The sequence below is a fragment of the Paraburkholderia tropica genome, assembly GCF_014171495.1.
Lineage (GTDB): Bacteria > Pseudomonadota > Gammaproteobacteria > Burkholderiales > Burkholderiaceae > Paraburkholderia > Paraburkholderia tropica.
Genome location: NZ_CP049136.1, coordinates 848,682 through 866,584 on the forward strand (window position 1 = coordinate 848,682; position 17,903 = coordinate 866,584).

At 61.4% G+C, this 17,903-nt stretch carries 14 protein-coding genes; 9 read left to right on the top strand and 5 right to left on the bottom strand.

Annotated elements, in window-relative coordinates:
- Positions 1 to 85: 85 nt before the first annotated feature.
- Positions 86 to 688: a flavin reductase family protein gene (locus G5S35_RS27350; RefSeq protein ID WP_065061490.1), complete on the top strand. Its 603-nt coding sequence runs from the start codon at positions 86 to 88 to the stop codon at positions 686 to 688.
- A 2,542-nt stretch (positions 689 to 3,230) separates the two neighbouring features.
- Here G5S35_RS27350 and G5S35_RS27355 read toward each other — a convergent pair.
- Complete coding sequence (locus tag G5S35_RS27355) at positions 3,231 to 4,226, bottom strand: ParB/RepB/Spo0J family partition protein (RefSeq protein ID WP_183040030.1); 996 nt, start codon at positions 4,224 to 4,226, stop codon at positions 3,231 to 3,233.
- Positions 4,223 to 5,431, bottom strand: a complete 1,209-nt coding sequence (locus tag G5S35_RS27360; protein ID WP_065061489.1) for an AAA family ATPase — start codon at positions 5,429 to 5,431, stop codon at positions 4,223 to 4,225. Before G5S35_RS27360 ends, G5S35_RS27355 begins: the two co-directional genes overlap by 4 nt.
- Positions 5,432 to 6,844: 1,413 nt before the next feature.
- Here G5S35_RS27360 and G5S35_RS27365 point away from each other — a divergent pair.
- Positions 6,845 to 8,173 carry a replication initiation protein gene (locus G5S35_RS27365; protein WP_234774693.1) on the top strand — a complete coding sequence of 443 codons (1,329 nt, stop codon included), beginning with the start codon at positions 6,845 to 6,847 and terminating at the stop codon, positions 8,171 to 8,173.
- Positions 8,174 to 8,452: 279 nt separating this feature from the next.
- Here the strand turns inward: G5S35_RS27365 and G5S35_RS27370 are convergent, their stop codons facing one another.
- From G5S35_RS27370 to G5S35_RS27380, 3 genes are all read right to left on the bottom strand, one after another.
- On the bottom strand, positions 8,453 to 8,935 hold the full coding sequence (locus tag G5S35_RS27370; protein WP_074981800.1) for an SET domain-containing protein: 483 nt from the start codon (positions 8,933 to 8,935) through the stop codon (positions 8,453 to 8,455).
- Between the two features lie 158 nt (positions 8,936 to 9,093).
- A complete protein-coding gene (locus tag G5S35_RS27375; protein ID WP_074981798.1) occupies positions 9,094 to 9,486 on the bottom strand; it encodes a YybH family protein in 393 nt (130 codons plus the stop codon).
- Position 9,487: 1 nt separating this feature from the next.
- On the bottom strand, positions 9,488 to 10,384 hold the full coding sequence (locus G5S35_RS27380; RefSeq protein WP_074981796.1) for a helix-turn-helix domain-containing protein: 897 nt from the start codon (positions 10,382 to 10,384) through the stop codon (positions 9,488 to 9,490).
- Positions 10,385 to 10,533: 149 nt separating this feature from the next.
- On the opposite strand from G5S35_RS27380, the gene G5S35_RS27385 reads away from it, so the two are divergent.
- The 7 genes from G5S35_RS27385 to G5S35_RS27415 all read left to right on the top strand — a co-directional run bounded on the left by G5S35_RS27385 (position 10,534) and on the right by G5S35_RS27415 (position 17,859).
- Positions 10,534 to 11,385, top strand: coding sequence for an SDR family NAD(P)-dependent oxidoreductase (locus G5S35_RS27385; RefSeq protein ID WP_065061484.1), 852 nt, complete (start codon positions 10,534 to 10,536; stop codon positions 11,383 to 11,385).
- A gap of 40 nt (positions 11,386 to 11,425) precedes the next feature.
- Entirely contained in the window at positions 11,426 to 13,210 is a 1,785-nt protein-coding gene (locus tag G5S35_RS27390) for an FAD-dependent oxidoreductase (protein ID WP_183039504.1), read from the top strand.
- 23 nt (positions 13,211 to 13,233) lie between these two features.
- Complete coding sequence (locus G5S35_RS27395; protein ID WP_074982156.1) at positions 13,234 to 13,569, top strand: NIPSNAP family protein; 336 nt, start codon at positions 13,234 to 13,236, stop codon at positions 13,567 to 13,569.
- A 384-nt stretch (positions 13,570 to 13,953) separates the two neighbouring features.
- Positions 13,954 to 14,502 (top strand): acyloxyacyl hydrolase, encoded by a 549-nt coding sequence (locus G5S35_RS27400; RefSeq protein WP_065061482.1) that lies wholly within the window; start codon positions 13,954 to 13,956, stop codon positions 14,500 to 14,502.
- 416 nt (positions 14,503 to 14,918) lie between these two features.
- Positions 14,919 to 15,740: an acetoacetate decarboxylase gene (locus G5S35_RS27405; protein ID WP_080180891.1), complete on the top strand. Its 822-nt coding sequence runs from the start codon at positions 14,919 to 14,921 to the stop codon at positions 15,738 to 15,740.
- 46 nt (positions 15,741 to 15,786) lie between these two features.
- Complete coding sequence (locus G5S35_RS27410) at positions 15,787 to 16,569, top strand: 3-hydroxybutyrate dehydrogenase (RefSeq protein WP_065061481.1); 783 nt, start codon at positions 15,787 to 15,789, stop codon at positions 16,567 to 16,569.
- Between the two features lie 18 nt (positions 16,570 to 16,587).
- The gene (locus G5S35_RS27415; protein ID WP_183039505.1) at positions 16,588 to 17,859 is read left to right on the top strand and encodes a DUF3734 domain-containing protein; all 1,272 of its coding nucleotides are present in this window, start codon (positions 16,588 to 16,590) and stop codon (positions 17,857 to 17,859) included.
- The last annotated feature ends 44 nt before the right edge of the window (positions 17,860 to 17,903 follow it).

Below are 17,903 nucleotides of genomic sequence, written 5' to 3' on the forward strand. Positions count from 1 at the left end.
GCGGGTTGACTCAGCGCGCGCCGCACGGTTTTTTCATCTGTTGTACAGTCCGTCGAATCTTGACTCGATGCGGACAGACAGCACGATGACTTCTCCTTCTTCTTTTCAACCCGCGTTTCAACCCGTCAAGCTCGAGCACGCGAGCCGGCTGATCAATCACGGCCCGACGGTGCTCGTCACGAGTTCCGACGGCAAGCGTCGCAACATCATGGCAGCCGCATGGTCGATGCCGGTCGAATTCACGCCGCCGCGTCTCGCGGTGGTCATCGACAAGAAAACGTTCACGCGCGAGCTCATTCAGGCGAGCGGCACGTTCGGTGTTTGCGTGCCGGGCTTCGCGGCGATGGATCTGACTTTTGCGGTCGGTACGATTAGCGGCCGCGACGCGGACAAGTTCGAACGCTTCGGCATCGATGCGGTGACGGGGCCGGTGCTCGGACTGCCGTTGCTCGAAAAGGGCTGCGCGGCGTGGATGGAGTGCAGGCTGATTCCGGAGAAGCATACCGAGGATGCTTACGACACGTGTTTCTGCGAAGTGGTGTCGGCGGCTGCGGATCCGCGGGTGTTCAACAACGGACATTGGATCTTCGACGATAGCAACACCGACCTGCACACGCTTCATCATTTGGGCGCCGGGAATTTCGCGCGCGCGAGCGGGATGGTGAAAGCGCGGGAAATTGGTGGTTAAATGCGGGATTGGCGTGGTGCGGGCAAGGTTTTGATGGTTTTTTGGCACCGCAGCGCGCTAATTTGGCTTCGATAATTACAGAATACGTAATGTTTTATACATTGAGGCCTTGCTCTGGGTTTTGTGGGCTCGCAGTGAGGGTCGGCCGGTAGTTTTTAGGTTCGAAAGTTCACCCATCCGTGGAACATTGGGGGTTGAACCCGTAGCTCAATCGCTGAATCGTCCGCCCCACGGGCGTTTCAGCGATTTGGCGATATTTTCTGAAATGTTTCACGCGAGGCGGCGTCTCGATGCTCTAGCGGGCGCTGTGACGCGGTTCCAAGGGTTCTAGCGCCGGATTTAGAGGTGGATAGAGCTAGAATTTTGGGCTTATTTTGACCGTTAGTTGCGTTAATGGAATATGGAAGCGGCTCCTCTCGACGTGGTGATATCAGACTGTCTGGCCATGCCGAGAGTCTGCAAGATTAGTGTCGAGTCCAATCGCCGTTTGCGCGCGTGCCTGGCGGTCATCCGGTGCGGGAGTCCCGATGGTTCGTGTGCCGTAGCGACCGATAGACCGCCGACTCGAAATCGTTTGTCAGGACAGCCGCTGATGATTGAGGGCCGATCGATTCGCTCGTGCGCCATCATGCTGCGTTCGGCAAACCATTCGCATCAGGCTGGTCTTCGGTTGGTGTGACTTCTGCCGGGCGCGTGGTGCAACGAGCGCAGCCAAAGAAAAATTTCAATTCGGCTCGTCCGCCCTTTTGATGTTCGGTTAGGCAGTCTGAGAGTGCGGCTGGTGAACTTCGTCCAACCCCGTTCGCGAATCGTCATTGTCCCCCGCTAAGCGTACCGAGTATGAAGTCGACACATGTTTCGCCTGGTATTTGCCGAAGCGCTGGATACCGTCCTGCAAACCTGGCAACCCTTCCCCACCACCGCTAAGCGTTCGACACACTTCATTGTGTCGAGTCGACACATCGCAAAGGGCGCGACTTAAGCGATTTGCTGTCGAATATCCGCGTGCGCTCGATGAGTGCACGGCGCGCGTTCGGCACTGCAATGAGGCTAGTCGGGCGCAGTGTTATTTACTGGCAGAGGAAAGGTTGGCCTGTGTCGAGTCGACACAGGTCGTGACCCCAGCATGCTGCCGGCAGACGTCAGGCTGATTTGACTTTGGCGGTTTGGTCGATTCGGCGACGGCGCTGCAAACCGAGCGCTCGATGTAGCACTGTGTCGAGTCGACACAGTGGGCTCAGTTCGGCGGTGCGCCCCTCCCATGCACCCAGGGCTCCTTTGAGCGGGTCGTTGCGGCCATCATGGCTGCGAATCAGAGGTGATTGATGCGTCGACTCGACACATGAATCGTTAAGTAACCAAGGGGAGACAGACCGTCAACAACTGGCTTTGTGTTGTGTTGTGTCGTCTCGACACAGACTCGCGCATCATCTAGTCGCCACGATTGCCAGTGCCAGCTCTAACAAAGGAGGATGTCGCGGATCCCCCTTGGCGATCTCCCCGCCCAGCGATCGTACTTGGGGCAGCAACGGACGCAGATGGTGTGTCAAGTCGACACAATCAAACTCAACGGGCGCTTCACAGGTTGAATGTCTGAAGCCGGTTTGCCAAGTCGTGCAGATCCGGTCCGTTTGGCTGATCAGAAACCTGTGTCGAGTCGACACACGCCAATGGCCCCCTGTCGCGAGTCACCACGATCGCGCCGGGCCAAGCTACGTAGATCGCGCAGCGAATTTTCCGCGCACGGCGCCTTACGTCGATCTTGTGTCGAGTCGACACAGCAAGCGCTTACTCTTCCCGGCCACTCGGGTGACCTCAACTGATTACCGAAACGGCCAGGTATCCGCCATGAGATATTGCTTCACGGCGAGCGCGCTTCGTGTGTCGACTCGACACACGCTCCTACCCCCAACATCGGATTTGTTCCGTGCAGAGCGCTGCGTTCCCGGCGCTCCACGCCATCAATCAAACGCACGTCACGAAATACCATCGTGTGTCGACTCGACACATTCAGTCAGGCCGGCGAACTTGAAAAGAACTTCTGCTTATCGCGAACAAAGCCAAGATCTTCGTCAGACGCGATACAAGGCGAATCAGCAAGGGTTTTACAAGCTGTGTCGAGTCGACACAGCAGCAGCTAGCGGAATGATTGCAGCATCCGTTCCTCTTCCCAAAGCAGCCCCCGAGACGCGCACGACACATTGGGCTGTGTCGACTCGACACACGTCCGCCCTTTCCTTACCTCGCGGCTTTCAACTTTCTCTCCGATCGAGATTGCGTAGAGGGATCTAGATAACCCAGCACTGCGAAAACCTAAAGCGTGTCGACTCGACACATCGAGGCAGACAACCTGATCGCAACCGATTCCATCCCGAGCGAAGCCAGAGCGACATCACCAGCAAACCCTCCCGCCGCGAGTCGCAACGCTGTGTCGACTCGACACAGCTTCAAGCCCCCCACACCCTCTCCTTTCCGCGACAGCAATAAAAAAAGCCCGCATATGCGGGCTTCGAATGTCAGCGTACATCCTACATACCAACCATCAGCCAGGCTTCACGTTAAACAGTTGGCTGATGAGTTCGCGAATCTGCGTCTCCTGCGCATCGGAAAGCACGCCGGTCTTGAGCTTCACTGTGAAGCTATTCGTATCCTTCGTGATGCTGCCCGCGTGACTCTTGCCCGAGAAAATCTTCTCGATGCTACGTTCCGACACGCTGCGCTCATCCACGGTCCGGTTCGACTGAGCGCCGATCGCCGCAGCCAGCTTACCCTGATCGAGCGTCCCTGCCACCACCGCCGGCCAAAGTTCGCGAGCCGACGCGAGCCCTGCCGCGCCGTGCTTCTTGACCGCCGACACAATCTCATCCGCTGCCGATCCACCCAGCAGACGCGGATTCAAATCGAGGTCCCGGCGCACAAAATCCGGCAGGCTTTCGAAGGCGAGAAATCGATACAGCCCTTTACGCGACATACCCAGCGCCTCAGCCATGCGCGTGCGCGTCGGGAATTCGTGCTCGGCACGACGCAGCGATTGAGCGATTTCGTAGTCAGTCAGGTCTTCGCGGCCAACGTTCTCGACGAGCGCCAGCACTGCCATATCCTGATCCGAACAGTCGATCACCGACGCGCGGATCTCTTCCTCGTGCAGCAGCACGTGCGCACGCAGGCGTCGCTCCCCGGCGATCAGTTGATAGCCGTTATCCGAGCGCCGCACGACAACCGGTTCAACGAGGCCCACTTCGCGAATCGATTCAGCCAGCGAAGCCAAACCTTCGTCGCTGAAAATCTTGCGCGGCTGCCACGGGTTCGGCTGGATCGCGTTCACTGGCAGCATGAGCTTGTCGCTCTTGGTCTCCAGTTCCTGAATGCGCTGCTGCGCAACCGCAAGCGCGCCGAGCATACCCGGGCCGGTCTTGAACGCGCTGCTGCGGCGCGGCTCGGGCGGCGGCGCCGCAGGACGCTCGGTGGTCGTCTGACGCTCTGCCGTCGAACCGAGCTCGGCAGTCTTCGCCGCCATCTTGTCGCGGAATGAACTCACTTGCCGGCCCTCCATTGTTCTACGTAAAGATCGTCGATCCAGCGCACGTAATCGGTAAGCGGCTGGCGCACGCGTGCGACCGTTTTATCGGCGAGATCGCCCTTGCTGATGTCGAATACCGTTGCCATGGCAAGCGCGCCGTTACTCATCGCCGAGCTTGCTGGCACTTCGATCGCGCTCAGCCAGTCCTTATAGGTGCGCTGCACCCACGAGCGTACGACCGGCGCCGACGATGTCTTGCCGTAATCCACCTTCGACAGCAGCACTGAGACGAAGTCATAGGTCTTTTCGTCGCCGCGCTCCATGATCGTGTGCGCGAGATCGGAGAACAGACTCCAGAACGAGACAGAACTGATGAAGTCGAGACTCTCGGGCACCAGCGGCATGACCATCGCGTCGGCGGCCATCAGTGCGTTGATCGTCAGATACGACAGCGACGGCGCCGTATCGAGAATGATGTAGTCGTAGTGCTGGCGCAGCGTCTCCACGCCCTGACGCAAGAGGTCCCAGAATTTGAAGCCCGGGTTCTTGATCACGGTACCCGGAATATGAAATTCCGCCGAGAACAGCGTGGGGTGCGCCGGAATGACATCGAGGCCATCCCAATAAGTCGGCTGCACGAAATTAAGCAGACCGCCTTCCATGTGCGGATCGTAGATGTACGGCAGGACCGTACTGTCTTCTGTCACTTCCTTTTCCGCGTACAAACCGCACAATTCCGTGAGCGACGCCTGCGGATCGAGGTCGATCAGCAGCACGCGCCGGCCGCGCAGCGTCAGACCTTGCGCCAGGCACATCGTGGTCGTGGTCTTGGTCGAGCCGCCCTTGAAGTTGGCGACGAGCAGCACCTTGCCGTCCGCGTCGCGCACGCCGGTGTGCAGCGGCGTCTGATAAATATCCGAAACCTGCTGGACCCAGGTGCGTGCATCAGGCAACGTAAACACGCGGCTGCGCCCCGAACCTTGCGCCTCGCCTTGCGGCAATCCTTCGCGCGTGGCCAGCAGGTTATTCAGCTTGATGCGGTCGATACCGCACATCTCGGCGACCTGCGCCGACGTGAACGTAGGCGCTGCCTTGCGCGGCTTCGGTGCCAGCATCATTTCCCGAAGCTCTTCTGACAGATGACCGGCTTCCTCCGCGAATTGCGTAACCGTCGAAAGGTCGACGCGCCGATCAATTGATGGGAATTCGATAGTCTTTGCCATTAATACGCTTTTTATCGGAATTTGGATAAAGCGTAGAATACAGGAAAAGCGTTTCAGAACACACTGATTGAGGCCAGTATTTTAAAAAAACGACCTTTTTATTCGTCTTTTGCGGGCTTCCCGGACCTTGGTCAAGGCTCAGGCCTTCGCCGGACCCTCAAGCCCGCTAAGAGGCGTTTAGAGGGGTTTTCGGCGGCCTGCTTAATTCTTCAGCAAATCGTCAGTTGAATGACAGGTGATTTTGCCTGGCTGCCTTCAATTGCGTTCTATTTTCTCGCGCTTTTCTGACTTCTCCTTCGGCGAGTCGCACCGAGGTCACGGTTTTTGTGCGCTTTCCTGAATCGCGGATTCACCGCTTCGCGCCATCGTTCCGCGGTAACGGATTTTGTGCAGCTAATCCGCGATCTATCGCCGCGACGCCCGACCTCGCACAAATTCCGTTACCTCTGAATCCCGGTCTCCAGAGCGGATAAGCCTTGGCGGCGACAAGCGCTCACGCATTGCACAAAAAACGTCACCTTTCCAATGCAGTTCTGCCAAATTGCATTTCTGTGCAGTCGCGTGTGCAGTATCGCGTCGCTACGGGCCGTGCTCCGCCTCTACGAACGCACAAAAACCGTTACCACGATGTCCTTGAGTGACCTCTTTCGATCGACGCAGGCACGTTCCGACCTTTCCGCGATCGCTGCACATTAAACGTTACCCTCGCGATGCCCCACGGCCCTGCACAGAAAACGTGACCTTCAAGGTCGCCCTCCGTCGACGCACAAAAATCGTTACCTCGAGGAGATTTCTCCGGGCTTCATCTCACGTCGCCGCAGCTGAAAACGGTCATGCACAAAAACGTCACCTCCTGGAATAGCAGACGCACACAAAACGTTGCCTCTCGCCAAGGCTTGTATGCCCGAATCGCTCGATGAGGGATCGAAATACGCCCGTCTGGCTCACACTCCTCCCTGTAAATGGCCAGAAAATCTACCTCTCGCGCAGAAATTCGCCTTCGTGTTGCAAGGCAATCTGCGTCGAAATTTGCGTGAAGCGTCTTTTGCAGCACCGGGTTGGTTTGTTTACTTAAAGATAGAAAACCCACAAACCCACTAACAGCAGGCTCGGGATCGTTCACAATCAAGCACTTGGCATCCAGAAGCATCGGTCTATGTGCAAGAGGCAGCGATTTATGTGCAATGGATTGCCGTTTTTTGTGCAAGTGATGTCGCGTTCTATGTGCAGCAAGGTACGGTTTTTGTGCCGGACCCCAATCCACACCCTGCATCGGGTAACGTTTATTGTGTTGACTTGTGTTTGAGGAGTGATAGAGTCGCGGCCAATATCGACGGAGAGAGCACGCGAATGTCGGAGGACATCGGTCGAAGGACGACGACCCAGCAAATGTCGCTGGGGCTGTTTGAGGAAATGTCCGGACAGCCCATCAGCGAGAGCACGCGGGAAATCGGCTTTCAGCGCAATAACGTTTTTGTAGCGATCAACGGGCTCGGCCTGTCGTCGCGGCGTTTCATCGACGCCGCGTATTTCATCGCGGCCCAGGAACCGATTGCGCACGAGACCTACGACGTCGACCTGAACTACTTCAAGTGGCTCATGCGTTACGAGAGCCGCAACGTGCGCCACCTGCAGAGCGTGATCAAGGAGGCGCAGCGCGTGCTGATCGAGGTGACCGACACGCCGCCCGACCGCGCCCCCACCGAAGACGATCAGTGGGTGTCCGAGCAGCTCATGGGCAGCGTCAAGATCGGCAAGGGGCGCATCCAGTTCCGCATTCCCCCGCTGATGCTGCGTCACATCACCGGTCCGGAAAAGCATCACTGGCTGAACCTGTGCATCACGGCGGCGTTTTCGCAGACCTTCGCGCGCGCGATCTACGACTACATTCAACCCTTCGTGACGGCGGGCCTCACCGACTGGATCGAGCTCGACGTCATGCGGCGCTGGCCCGGCAAGCTCGGTTCGAGCGCGTCGGAGTTCAAGCATTTCCGGCCGAAGTATCTCGATCCGGCGGTCAAACAGATCAACGAGCTTTCCGACCTCGACATCAGCTACGAGACGCGCGCGGACGGCGAAAGCTCGCGCAAGATCAACAAGATCCGCTTCCGGCTGAAGCGCAAGGACACGGTCGCGGCCATGCTCACGCGGCAGCCGAACGCGCACGACCTGCTGCTCACGCTCAAGGAGGAGTTCGGCCTGAGCAACAAGCAGTTCGACGTGATCGCCGAGCACCGCATGAGCTGGAACGACGAGCGCATCCAGCAGGCGATCGAGTACACGCGCTTCCGTCTGAACCAGGGCAAGGTCACCAAGAGCCCGGCCGGCTATCTGATGAAGGCGCTGAGCCACAACTGGCAGGTGTCCGAGGCCGAGCGCAAGATGGTCGCGATCCAGACCGAGATCGCCACCGCGGAAACGGCGAAGGAGGCGGCGAAGGAAGCCGCCAAGGCCGAGGCGGGCGCTGCCGTGAAGCAGAGCATCGCCACGCGCGACGAAGAGGCGCGCACGCGCCGCAACGACGAAGTGCAGCGCGGCCGCGAGCACTTCGAGTCGGCCGACGACAAGACGCGCAAGGAGCTCGTGCGCCTCTACATCGCTTCGCAGGCGGGCAAGCTCATGCTGCGTCGTCTGAAGCTCGAGGCCGGCGCGCTGTCCGACGCCAACATCCTCAATCACTCGGATTTGTCGTGGTATTTCGGTCAGTTCGTGTACGGCAAGCTCAAGCAGAACGCAGCTTAAGCGGGCGGATATCGCGCGCCGCCAGGGCCTGAAATCGCCGATTTCGGGCTGGTTTGCTCATTGTGTGTTCGCCCCGAAACGGGGCGTCGCGCTATCTGCGAATTAGTTGCAAAATCAGTCGCTTAGTTGATTCGTCCCTGGGCGTGTCCACAGAGTTTTCAACAAAATCTGTGGATAAATCAGACGTGAACCGGCGCGCTGATCCGCACAGTCCCGCAAGTCCGAAAATGCGGTTTTATCGACCGTGATTCCATCGGATTCCTGATTAATGTTGACCGTTCAGACGGTCACAGCCACCGGCGCCGCCGCCGTCATGGCGGCGGCGGCCAGCACGCCCAGCATCGTCCCCCGGCACAACGACGACCCGCATCGGCACGCATACTGGCGCTGCGCTTCGTCGGCCTCGCACTGCTCAATCACCAGCGCATAGTCGATGAACAGTTCCTCGCCGGGCGCGATGTCGCGAACGGCTTCGATGAAGACGCGTCCATCGTCCTCGATCGCCTCGCAATTCGCGGCGCATGCGTGATTGAGCCAGCGTGCGCCGTTGCCGCCGCGCCCGCCGTCGATCACGCGTCCATCGGAAAGTCCGAACAAAAACGTGTGCCCCGACTCGTCGCGACGCGCGTTCCAGCGCGTCGCCTCGCGCCACGTCGTCACCTTGCCCTTGTATTCGAAGATGCGCTCGCCGGCACGCAACGCGCGCAGTGCGAAGACGCCTTTGCCATGCACCGGCGATTGCCGGACGGTCATACGTTTCATAGTCGCCGCCGTGGGGAAGATGGAAGTGGCGAACTGAGTATAAGTCGAGAAAATGACGGCGAATCATGGATGCGCGATGCGCTGAAAAATAACGGACGCAAGTGGCGGGCGACGCCGAGCGGCCACCGTTCTGGTGCAGCGAGCGAGCGCGAACAAGCCTATGCGTCGGTCTGGAGCGTGAGCAGATTCGCGTCGCGCGCGAGCACCCAACTTCCCGCTTCACGTCGATAGATCGAGAGCACGTTGCCTGCACGGCGCATGGTTGCGCCGCCCGCACGCGGGATCACGCGCACGTCGAGCGCGTTCCAGCAGTACGCGAAACCGCCCTCCACCACCAGCTCGCGGATCTCGCCCGACGACGTCATGCTGTGCGTCACGAGCAACGCCGAGAGCGCATCGGCAAATGCCTCGCGGCCGCGCATGGGCGGCTGACCGGCAACGAGGAACACGACGTCGGCCGCCATCAGGCCGCGCAAGGTGTCGATGTCGCCGGCGGCCGTCGCGGCGTGCCAGCGCGCGATCAGATCGCGAATCTGCGTTTCGTCGTTCATCTCAAGGCTCCTGGGTCCATTGACGGTGCGCGGCCGCGCGGAACGCCACCGGCGTGAGGCCCGTCTGCTTGCGGAAATAGCGGCTGAAATAGGCGCTGTCCTCGAAGCCCATCGCGTGCGCGATCTGCTTCACGCTCAGCGCCGAATAGGCGAGCTCGCGCTGCGCCTCGCGAATCAGATGCTCGTTGACGACGGTCGTGGGCGACTGCGCGAGCGCCTCGCGGCAGACACGCGCGAGCTGGGCCGCCGCGACGCCCAGACGCTGCGCGTAGAACGCCACGGGCCGATGCTCGCGTCCATGGGCCGCCACGAGCTCCCGGAAGCGTCGTAGCAGCTCGGCGCGGCGATTGCCACCCGCACCGGCGGGCGCCGCCGCGAGGTCGCTCAGGCGCGCGACATGCACGAATAGCGCGGCCATCAGCGCCATGCCGGCCGCGGCGTGCCCGCGCCCGCCGCTGCGGTACTCCTGTTCGAGCAGCGCAAAGAGCGGCGCAAGCATGCCGACGCTCGGATCGGCCCCGCGTACCGGAATGACGGCGGCGCGCGCGCAGATCGCGGCGATACCCGGCGCGGTGACCTCCACGAGCGCTTCGAGTGGCCGCTGCGCCGCCGTGATGACGAGGCCGTCGATCTGCGGGGAGAACGCGAAGGCATGCACGGTTTGCGCGGGCAGCACGACGAGGCAGGGCGGATCGAACGCGTGCCGGACGCCTTCGATGGTGACGTGACCGCCGCCGCCGCGTATGTAGAGCAGTTGCAGCAGCGCGTCGTGCCGATGCGCGGCGATCTGCCAGTCGTTCGGGCGGCTGCGCTCGGGAATCCACTCGAAGTTGAACGCGCCGTATCCGGGCGGCTGTGCCGACTCGCCGTACAGATCGTAGTTAGGGATTCTCCGCATGCGGTCTTGCCTCCTGTGTACAAATTGTCCTGTTCATCGACACGTTTGTCCACTTCGCGCGCAACCCCCGCCTCTATACTTCTTCGCAGATCGACGCAGCCACGGTGAATGCCGTCGCTAGCGTATCGTCAATTCAATCAGGATTCCAGATGAATAATGAAAGATCGAAAAAACCGAGCTCGGGATGGCTGCAACTCGATGGTCAGGTCTGCGTGATAACCGGCGCGGCGGGCGGTATCGGCGCGGCGATTGCGCAGACGCTCGCGGCTGCCGGCGCGCGAATCGCATTGCTCGATCGCGACCTCGATAAAGCCCAGGCGCTCGCCGCACAATTGCAGAATCAAGCTGAAAAACAGGCACAAAACGCGATCATCGCCATCGGTTGCGATATCGGCGATGCGGCAAGCGTGGCAGCCGCCGCCGCGCGCGTGGCAAGCGAATTCGGCACAGCCGACGTGCTGGTGAACAACGCAGGACTGCTGCGTCCGGGTGGAATCGAATCGCTGTCGCTCGACGACTGGAACGCGATGCTGCGCGTGAATCTCACGGGCTACATGCTGTGTTCGCAGGCGTTCGGCAGGCCGATGCTCGCACGCGGGTCGGGCGCGCTCGTGCACGTGGCGTCGATCGCGGCGCGTTATCCGCAGACGCATAGCGGCGCGTACAGCGCGAGCAAGGCGGCCGTCGCGATGCTGGCGCGTCAGCTTGCGGCGGAATGGGGGCCGCGCGGCGTGCGCAGCAATACCGTCTGCCCCGGCATGATCCGCACGCCGCTGTCCGCAGCGTTTTATACGCACGGCGATATCGAGGCGCGGCGTAGCGCGATGACCGCGAGCCGCCGTATCGGCGAGCCGCAGGATATCGCCAACGTGGTGGCATTTCTCGCAAGCGATCGCGCGGCGTATGTGAACGGCGCTGAACTTGTCGTCGACGGCGGCCTCGACGCGATGCTGATGGATCTCGTGCCGCGTCCAGGCTACGAAGGCGCGGCGGCGCGCTAAAGCATGTGCCTATCGACATGAAGACATGAAGGAGACAAACATGAAGCAGCGAAATAGCACGAATACGCCGCCGATTCCCGCGACCTGCGATGTGCTCGTGATCGGCGCGGGCGCGGGCGGACTCTCGACGGCCATCACGGCGCGCAAGGCGGGACTCGACGTGGTCGTGGTCGAAAAAGCCGAAGTTTTCGGCGGCACGACGGCGTTTTCGGGCGGCGTGCTCTGGATTCCGGGCAACCGTCACGGCATGCGTTCCGACGCGCGCGAAGCGCCGGACACACGCGAAGCCGCACGCACGTATCTGCGCGGCGAACTCGGTGCGTTCTACGATGAAGACGCGATCGAAGCGTTCCTCGAACACGGTCCGCGCATGCTCGAATTCTTCGAACGCGAGACGGATGTGCAATTCGCGCCGACGCTTTATCCCGACTATCATCCGGATGCGCCCGGCGGCGTCGATGTGGGACGCTCGGTGGTCGCCGCGCCATACGACGCGAGTCGCCTCGGCCGCGATCTCGCGCGTCTGCGGCCGCCGCTCCGGAGCATTACCTTTGTCGGCATGATGTTCAATTCGTCCAATGCCGATCTCAAGCACTTCTTCAACGCCACGCGCTCGCTGGCGTCGGCGTGGTACGTGGCGAAGCGGCTCGGATCGCATCTGAGGGAACTGGCGATACACGGACGCGGCGTGCAGGTCACGAGCGGCAACGCGCTGGCCGCGCGCCTTGCGAAGTCCGCGCTCGATCTGCGTATTCCGATTCTCACGGCCACGGCGGCGCGCGAATTGATCGTCGAAGCGGGGCGCGTGACGGGCGCGGTGGTCGAACGCGCGGGCGAGGGCGGGCAGCGGATTGCAGCGCGCCGCGCCGTGGTGCTCGCGGGCGGCGGCTTCTCGCACGACGCTGTGCGCACCGCGCAAACCTACGCGCATCTGCAACGCGGCGGCACGCACGCCTCGCCGGTTCCGGAGGACAACACCGGCGACGGCGCGCGGCTGGCCGAGCGTGCCGGCGTGCGCGTGACGCCGCGTTATCCGCAGCCCGCCGCGTGGATGCCGGTCTCGCGCGTACCGCGCGGCAAGGGCCGCTTCGCGGTGTTCCCGCATCTGCTCGATCGCTACAAGCCGGGCATCATCGGCGTGACGCGTCGCGGCGAGCGCTTCACCAACGAAGCGAATTCGTATCACGACGTGGGCGCGGCGATGATCGAGGCGTGCCGCGGCGACGCGCAGACCGCGATGTGGCTGATCTGCGATCACGCGACGATTCGCCAATACGGCCTCGGCTACGCGAAGCCCGCGCCGGTGCCGCTCGGCCCGATGCTGCGCAACGGCTATCTCGCGAAAGGGCGCACGCTCGCCGAACTCGCGCAGCGCGCAGGCATCGACGCGCACGGACTCGAAGCGACCGTGCGCCGCTACAACGAGCATGCGGTGCGCGGCGAAGATCCCGCGTTCGGGCGCGGCACGACGTCGTTCAACCGCTATCTGGCCGACCCCGCGCAGCGCCCGAACCCGTGCGTCGCGCCGATCGGCGACGGCCCGTATTACGCGCTGAAGGTCGTGATGGGCGACCTCGGCACCTTCGACGGTTTGCGCACGAGCGTGGAGGGCGCCGTACTCGCCGACGACGGCCGCGCCATCGCCGGCCTCTACGCGGTGGGCAACGACCGCGCGAGCATCATGGGCGGCAACTATCCGGGCGCGGGCATCACGCTCGGCCCGATCATGACCTTCGGCTACCTCACGGGCCGCCATCTCGCCGGACTCGACAACGCCGTCGATTCCTCCGCAGACGCTGCGCGCGCGACGCGCGTAGCGGCATGACTTTTCATCAGGCGGAGAGCCGCATGAGCAAGCCTTTTATCGATCACCGCACCTACACGATCCGTGCGCGCGGCATGGCCGAATTCATCGACGTATTCGACCGCCTCGCCATGCCGATCCAGCTGAAGTATCTGGGCGCGCCGGCCGGTTTCTATATGAGCGACATTGGCGCGCTGAATCAGGTCGTGCATCTCTGGGCGTACGAAAGCATCGCCGATTACGACGCGCGCCGTACCGCACGCGATGTCGATCCGCATTGGCCCGCGTATTTGCAGGCGTCCGCGCATTTGATCGTGGCGCAGGAAAGCCGCATCATCCGGCGCGTGGAATTCAAAAGTCTTACGCGTTTTGCGGACTGACTCGCGTAACGACCTGCTTAACAAAGCCGCATTGCTGCTGCATTCGAAAAGGATTGATGCGCGGTGCCGCGTTTATCGCAAGCGTTTCGCGCATTAAGATTGGCACGCGTCGTTCAGGCGATGAACGATGCTGGTCTCCAAACCGACTTGACCTCCGTTTGCGCAAAACGGAGGTCTTTTTTTATCGAATTTATTTCGCGAAACGCAATAGCGCATTGTGCTTTCCGGCGGTAAGGATTTTGCCTGTTTTGGTAATGCTTCATTGCATTGATGCAACGTTAACAAATGTGATTCAGCTCTTATAATCCGCGAGCATTCGATTCAGCGCACTCCTTATTCAAGGCATGCGCGGACCCACAATCGAATAACGAAAAGAGAGAAGAAATGCGAAAACGAAAGCTGCCGGTAGCGGTTCTCTTCGCAGGACTGCTCGCGGGCTCGACGGCGGCGCACGCCGATCAATGGGGCATTCAGTTCGCGGGCGGCGTTGCGGATCATGACGTGAAGAAAGCGGATCTTGGCATCGTGTGGGATCCGGGCTGGCAATGGTGGGCGATAGGCGGCTATCACTTCACCGTGGTAGGTGAAGGACACGTGGCGTACTGGGACACGCGGGAGAATCCGGCGTCGCATGCGAACATCTGGGAGTTCGGTTTTACGCCGGTTCTCCGCTTCGTGAAGAACTCAGGCTTCATTCGCCCGTTCATCGAAGCGGGCGTGGGCGTGCGTCTGCTGTCGCACGTCGACGAAACGCCGGACCGCAGCTTTTCGTCGTCGTTTCAATTCGCGGATATGGTGGGCGTGGGCGCAATCTTCGGCGAGCACCAGAACTATCAGGCGGGCTTTCGCTTCCAGCATCTGTCGAATGCGGGACTCAAGCATCCGAACCCCGGCATCAACTTCAGCCAGGTCTACGTACAGTACAACTTCTGACCGGGCAGGTCCGGTTCGATATCTCGCAGGCGCTTCGCCGCACGGTCGCTCGACTCGTTGCGCGACGCGCCTTTTTCATTGGAATTTCGCTACTCGCATTACCGCCGCGCGGGCGCATTGCAAACATTGCAAGCGCCGTGTTGTTGCGACGTTCGACATCAATCTATTGCGTCATTTGAATCGTAAGCAAAATGTGGGGTGCGCCGCTTACAGAAATGCCATGAAATGCCGATGAAGAAAGGCTTTCGGAATGACCGGTTCATCTCATAAAAACCCGAACTGTTAATTAATGCTTTCAGATGGCTTGTTAATTAACGGAATCGCAACGGTGTATATTCACCAAAAATGCGAACGCGCTACCGTTTGCCTCTATGATTAGTCGCGACGTTTTACCGCAGCTCAGCCATGAGGACAAAATGGATCTAGCCCAAATCCGCCGCGAAGCCTTCGCGATGCCTGTGCACAATCCCGCGTATCCGCGCCCGCCGTTCCGCTTCGTCAATCGCGAATACTTCATCATTTCCTACGAGACCGATTCCGACGCGCTGCGCGCGATCGTGCCGGAACCGCTCACGCCGGAAAACAATCTCGTCCATTACGAGTTCATTCGCATGCCGGACTCGTCGGGTTTCGGCGATTACACCGAAAGCGGCCAGGTCGTCTCGGTGCGCGACCCGCAAGGCCGCCTCGGCAACTACACGCACTCGATGTATCTCGACGACGAAGGCCCGATCGCGGGCGGTCGCGAAATCTGGGGTTTCCCGAAGAAGCTCGCGCGCCCGGTGCTCGCCGTGGACGGCAACGACACGCTGCTCGGCACGCTCGACTACGGCACGCAGCGCATCGCCACGGGCACGATGGGCTACAAGCATCACGTGCTGAACAACGAAGACGAGCGCCGCAAGCTCGCCGACACGCCCAACTATCTGCTCAAGGTGATTCCGCACGTGGACGGCAGCGCGCGCATCTGCGAACTCGTGCGTTTCTATCTGCGCGACGTGACGGTGCATGGCGCGTGGAGCGGTCCGGCCGCGATCGAACTGCATCCGCATGCGCTCGCGCCGGTCGCTGACCTGCCGGTGCGCCGCGTGGTGGGCGCGCGTCATGTGATCGCCGACCTCACGCTCGATATCGGCGAAGTGGCGTACGACTATCTCGCGGAACCGGCCGGCCATGCGAATGCCGCTGCGTCCACGCGCCAGACCGGTCTGGACGAACGCGAAGCCGAACTGGCCTGATGCACTGTGCATTTCTAACATTTGTCTAAACCAATAAGGATTACTTATGTCGTTGCAGAACAAGGTTGCAGTCATCACGGGGGCCGCGAGCGGCATCGGCGAACATTGCGCGCGGACGTTTGCCAGCCAGGGCGCGGCGGTCGTGATCGCCGACCTGAACCTCGCGGCGGCGGGCAAGGTGGCCGACAGCATCGTGTCGGCCGGCGGCAAGGCGCTTGCCGTGGCGATGGACGTGACCAATGAAGAAGCCGTGAACGCGGGCATCGAAGAAGCGGTGAAGGTGTTCGGCGGCATCGACGTGCTGGTGTCGAACGCGGGCATCCAGATCATCAGCCCGGTCGAGGACTTTCCGTTCGCCGACTGGAAGAAGATGCTCGCGATCCATCTGGACGGCGCGTTTCTCACCACCAAAGCGGTGCTCAAGCACATGTACGGCAGCGGCAAGGGCGGCTCGATCGTCTATATGGGTTCGGTGCATTCGCACGAGGCGTCGAAGCTGAAGTCGGCCTACGTGACCGCGAAGCACGGCCTGCTCGGCCTCGCGCGCGTGGTGGCGAAGGAAGGCGGCCCGCGCGGCGTGCGCGCGAACGTGGTGTGCCCGGGCTTCGTGCGCACGCCGCTCGTCGACAAGCAGATTCCCGAGCAGGCGAAGGCGCTCGGCATTTCGGAAGCCGACGTGGTCAGGAACGTCATGCTCAAAGACACCGTCGACGGTGAATTCACCACGCTCGACGACGTGGCGAACACGGTGGCGTTCCTCGCCGGATTCGGGTCGGCCGCGTTGACGGGGCAGTCGGTGCTCGTCACGCACGGCTGGTCGATGCACTAAATCACGCGAGGAGAACGTATGCGCAGCAGCACGAAAAAAGACGCAACCGCACGCAAGGAGCGCAAGCCGGTCGAGCTGCCGCGCTACGACGAAATCGCCCTTGTTTTGCAGGGCGGCGGCGCGCTCGGCTCGTATCAGGCCGGAGTGTTCGAAGGGCTCGCCCAGTCGGGCGTGGAACCGCATCGCATCGCGGGCGTGTCGATCGGCGCGCTCAACACGGCGATCATCGCGGGTAACGAACCGGGCAAGCGTGTCGCAGCGCTGCGCGGATTCTGGGAGTCGATCTGCCATCCGCTCGACTGGTTCGGCAACCTCGGCGCACTGGCGCTGCCGCTGTTCGGTCATCAGGCGCTGTCGCGCCGCTGGGCCAGCATGTGGGCCGCGAGCCGCGCGCTTACCGAAGGCCAGCCGGGCTTCTTCGCGCCGCGCCTGCCGCTGCCGGTGGCGGGCTGGCACAAGGCGCCGCCCACGGCCGTGAGCTATTACGACACGGCCGCGCTCAAGGCCACGCTGCAACGTTTCGCCGATTTCGACCGCATCAACGACGGCCCGATCCGCGTGTCGGTCGGCGCGGTGAATGTGCGCAGCGGCAATCTGATCTATTTCGACAATGCGAAGATGCGTCTCGAACCCGAGCACTTCATGGCCTCGGGCGCGCTGCCGCCGGGCTTTCCGGCCGTGGAGATCGACGGCGAGTTCTACTGGGACGGCGGACTCGTCTCGAACACGCCGCTCACCGAAGTGCTGCGCGACGCCGATCACAAGGACACGCTGGTGTTTCAGGTCGATCTATGGAGCGCGAACGGCAGCGTGCCCGCCGACTTTCTCGACGTGGCCGAACGCGCGAAGGACATCCAGTATTCGAGCCGCACGCGCGCGATCACGAACATGCTCGCCGATCGCCAGAAGCACGCGCGTTTCATCAAGGAACTGCTCGAGCATGTGCCGCCCGAAACGCGCCGCGGCGACCCGCTGTTCCGTCTCGCCGAGCGTGTGGCCGACGGTTCGTCGATCAACGTGGTGCATCTGATCTACAAGAACAAACCGTATGAAGGCCACTACAAGGATTACGAATTCAGCGTCGATACGATGGAAGAGCACTGGGCGAGCGGACTCGAAGATATCCGCGCGTCGTTTGCGCATCCAGACTGGTTCGCGGTGCCTAGCCGCGAACAGGGTTTTGTCACGCACGATATCCATCGCCGCGCAGGCGAAGTGCCGGAGTCGGACCGCGACGAACTGACGACCGGTGCGAGCGGCCAGACCGAAACGCCGCGCGTGACGGCTTGATCGTTCGAGGCAGGCAGCGGGCGCGCGAACTGTCGCGGGAACCG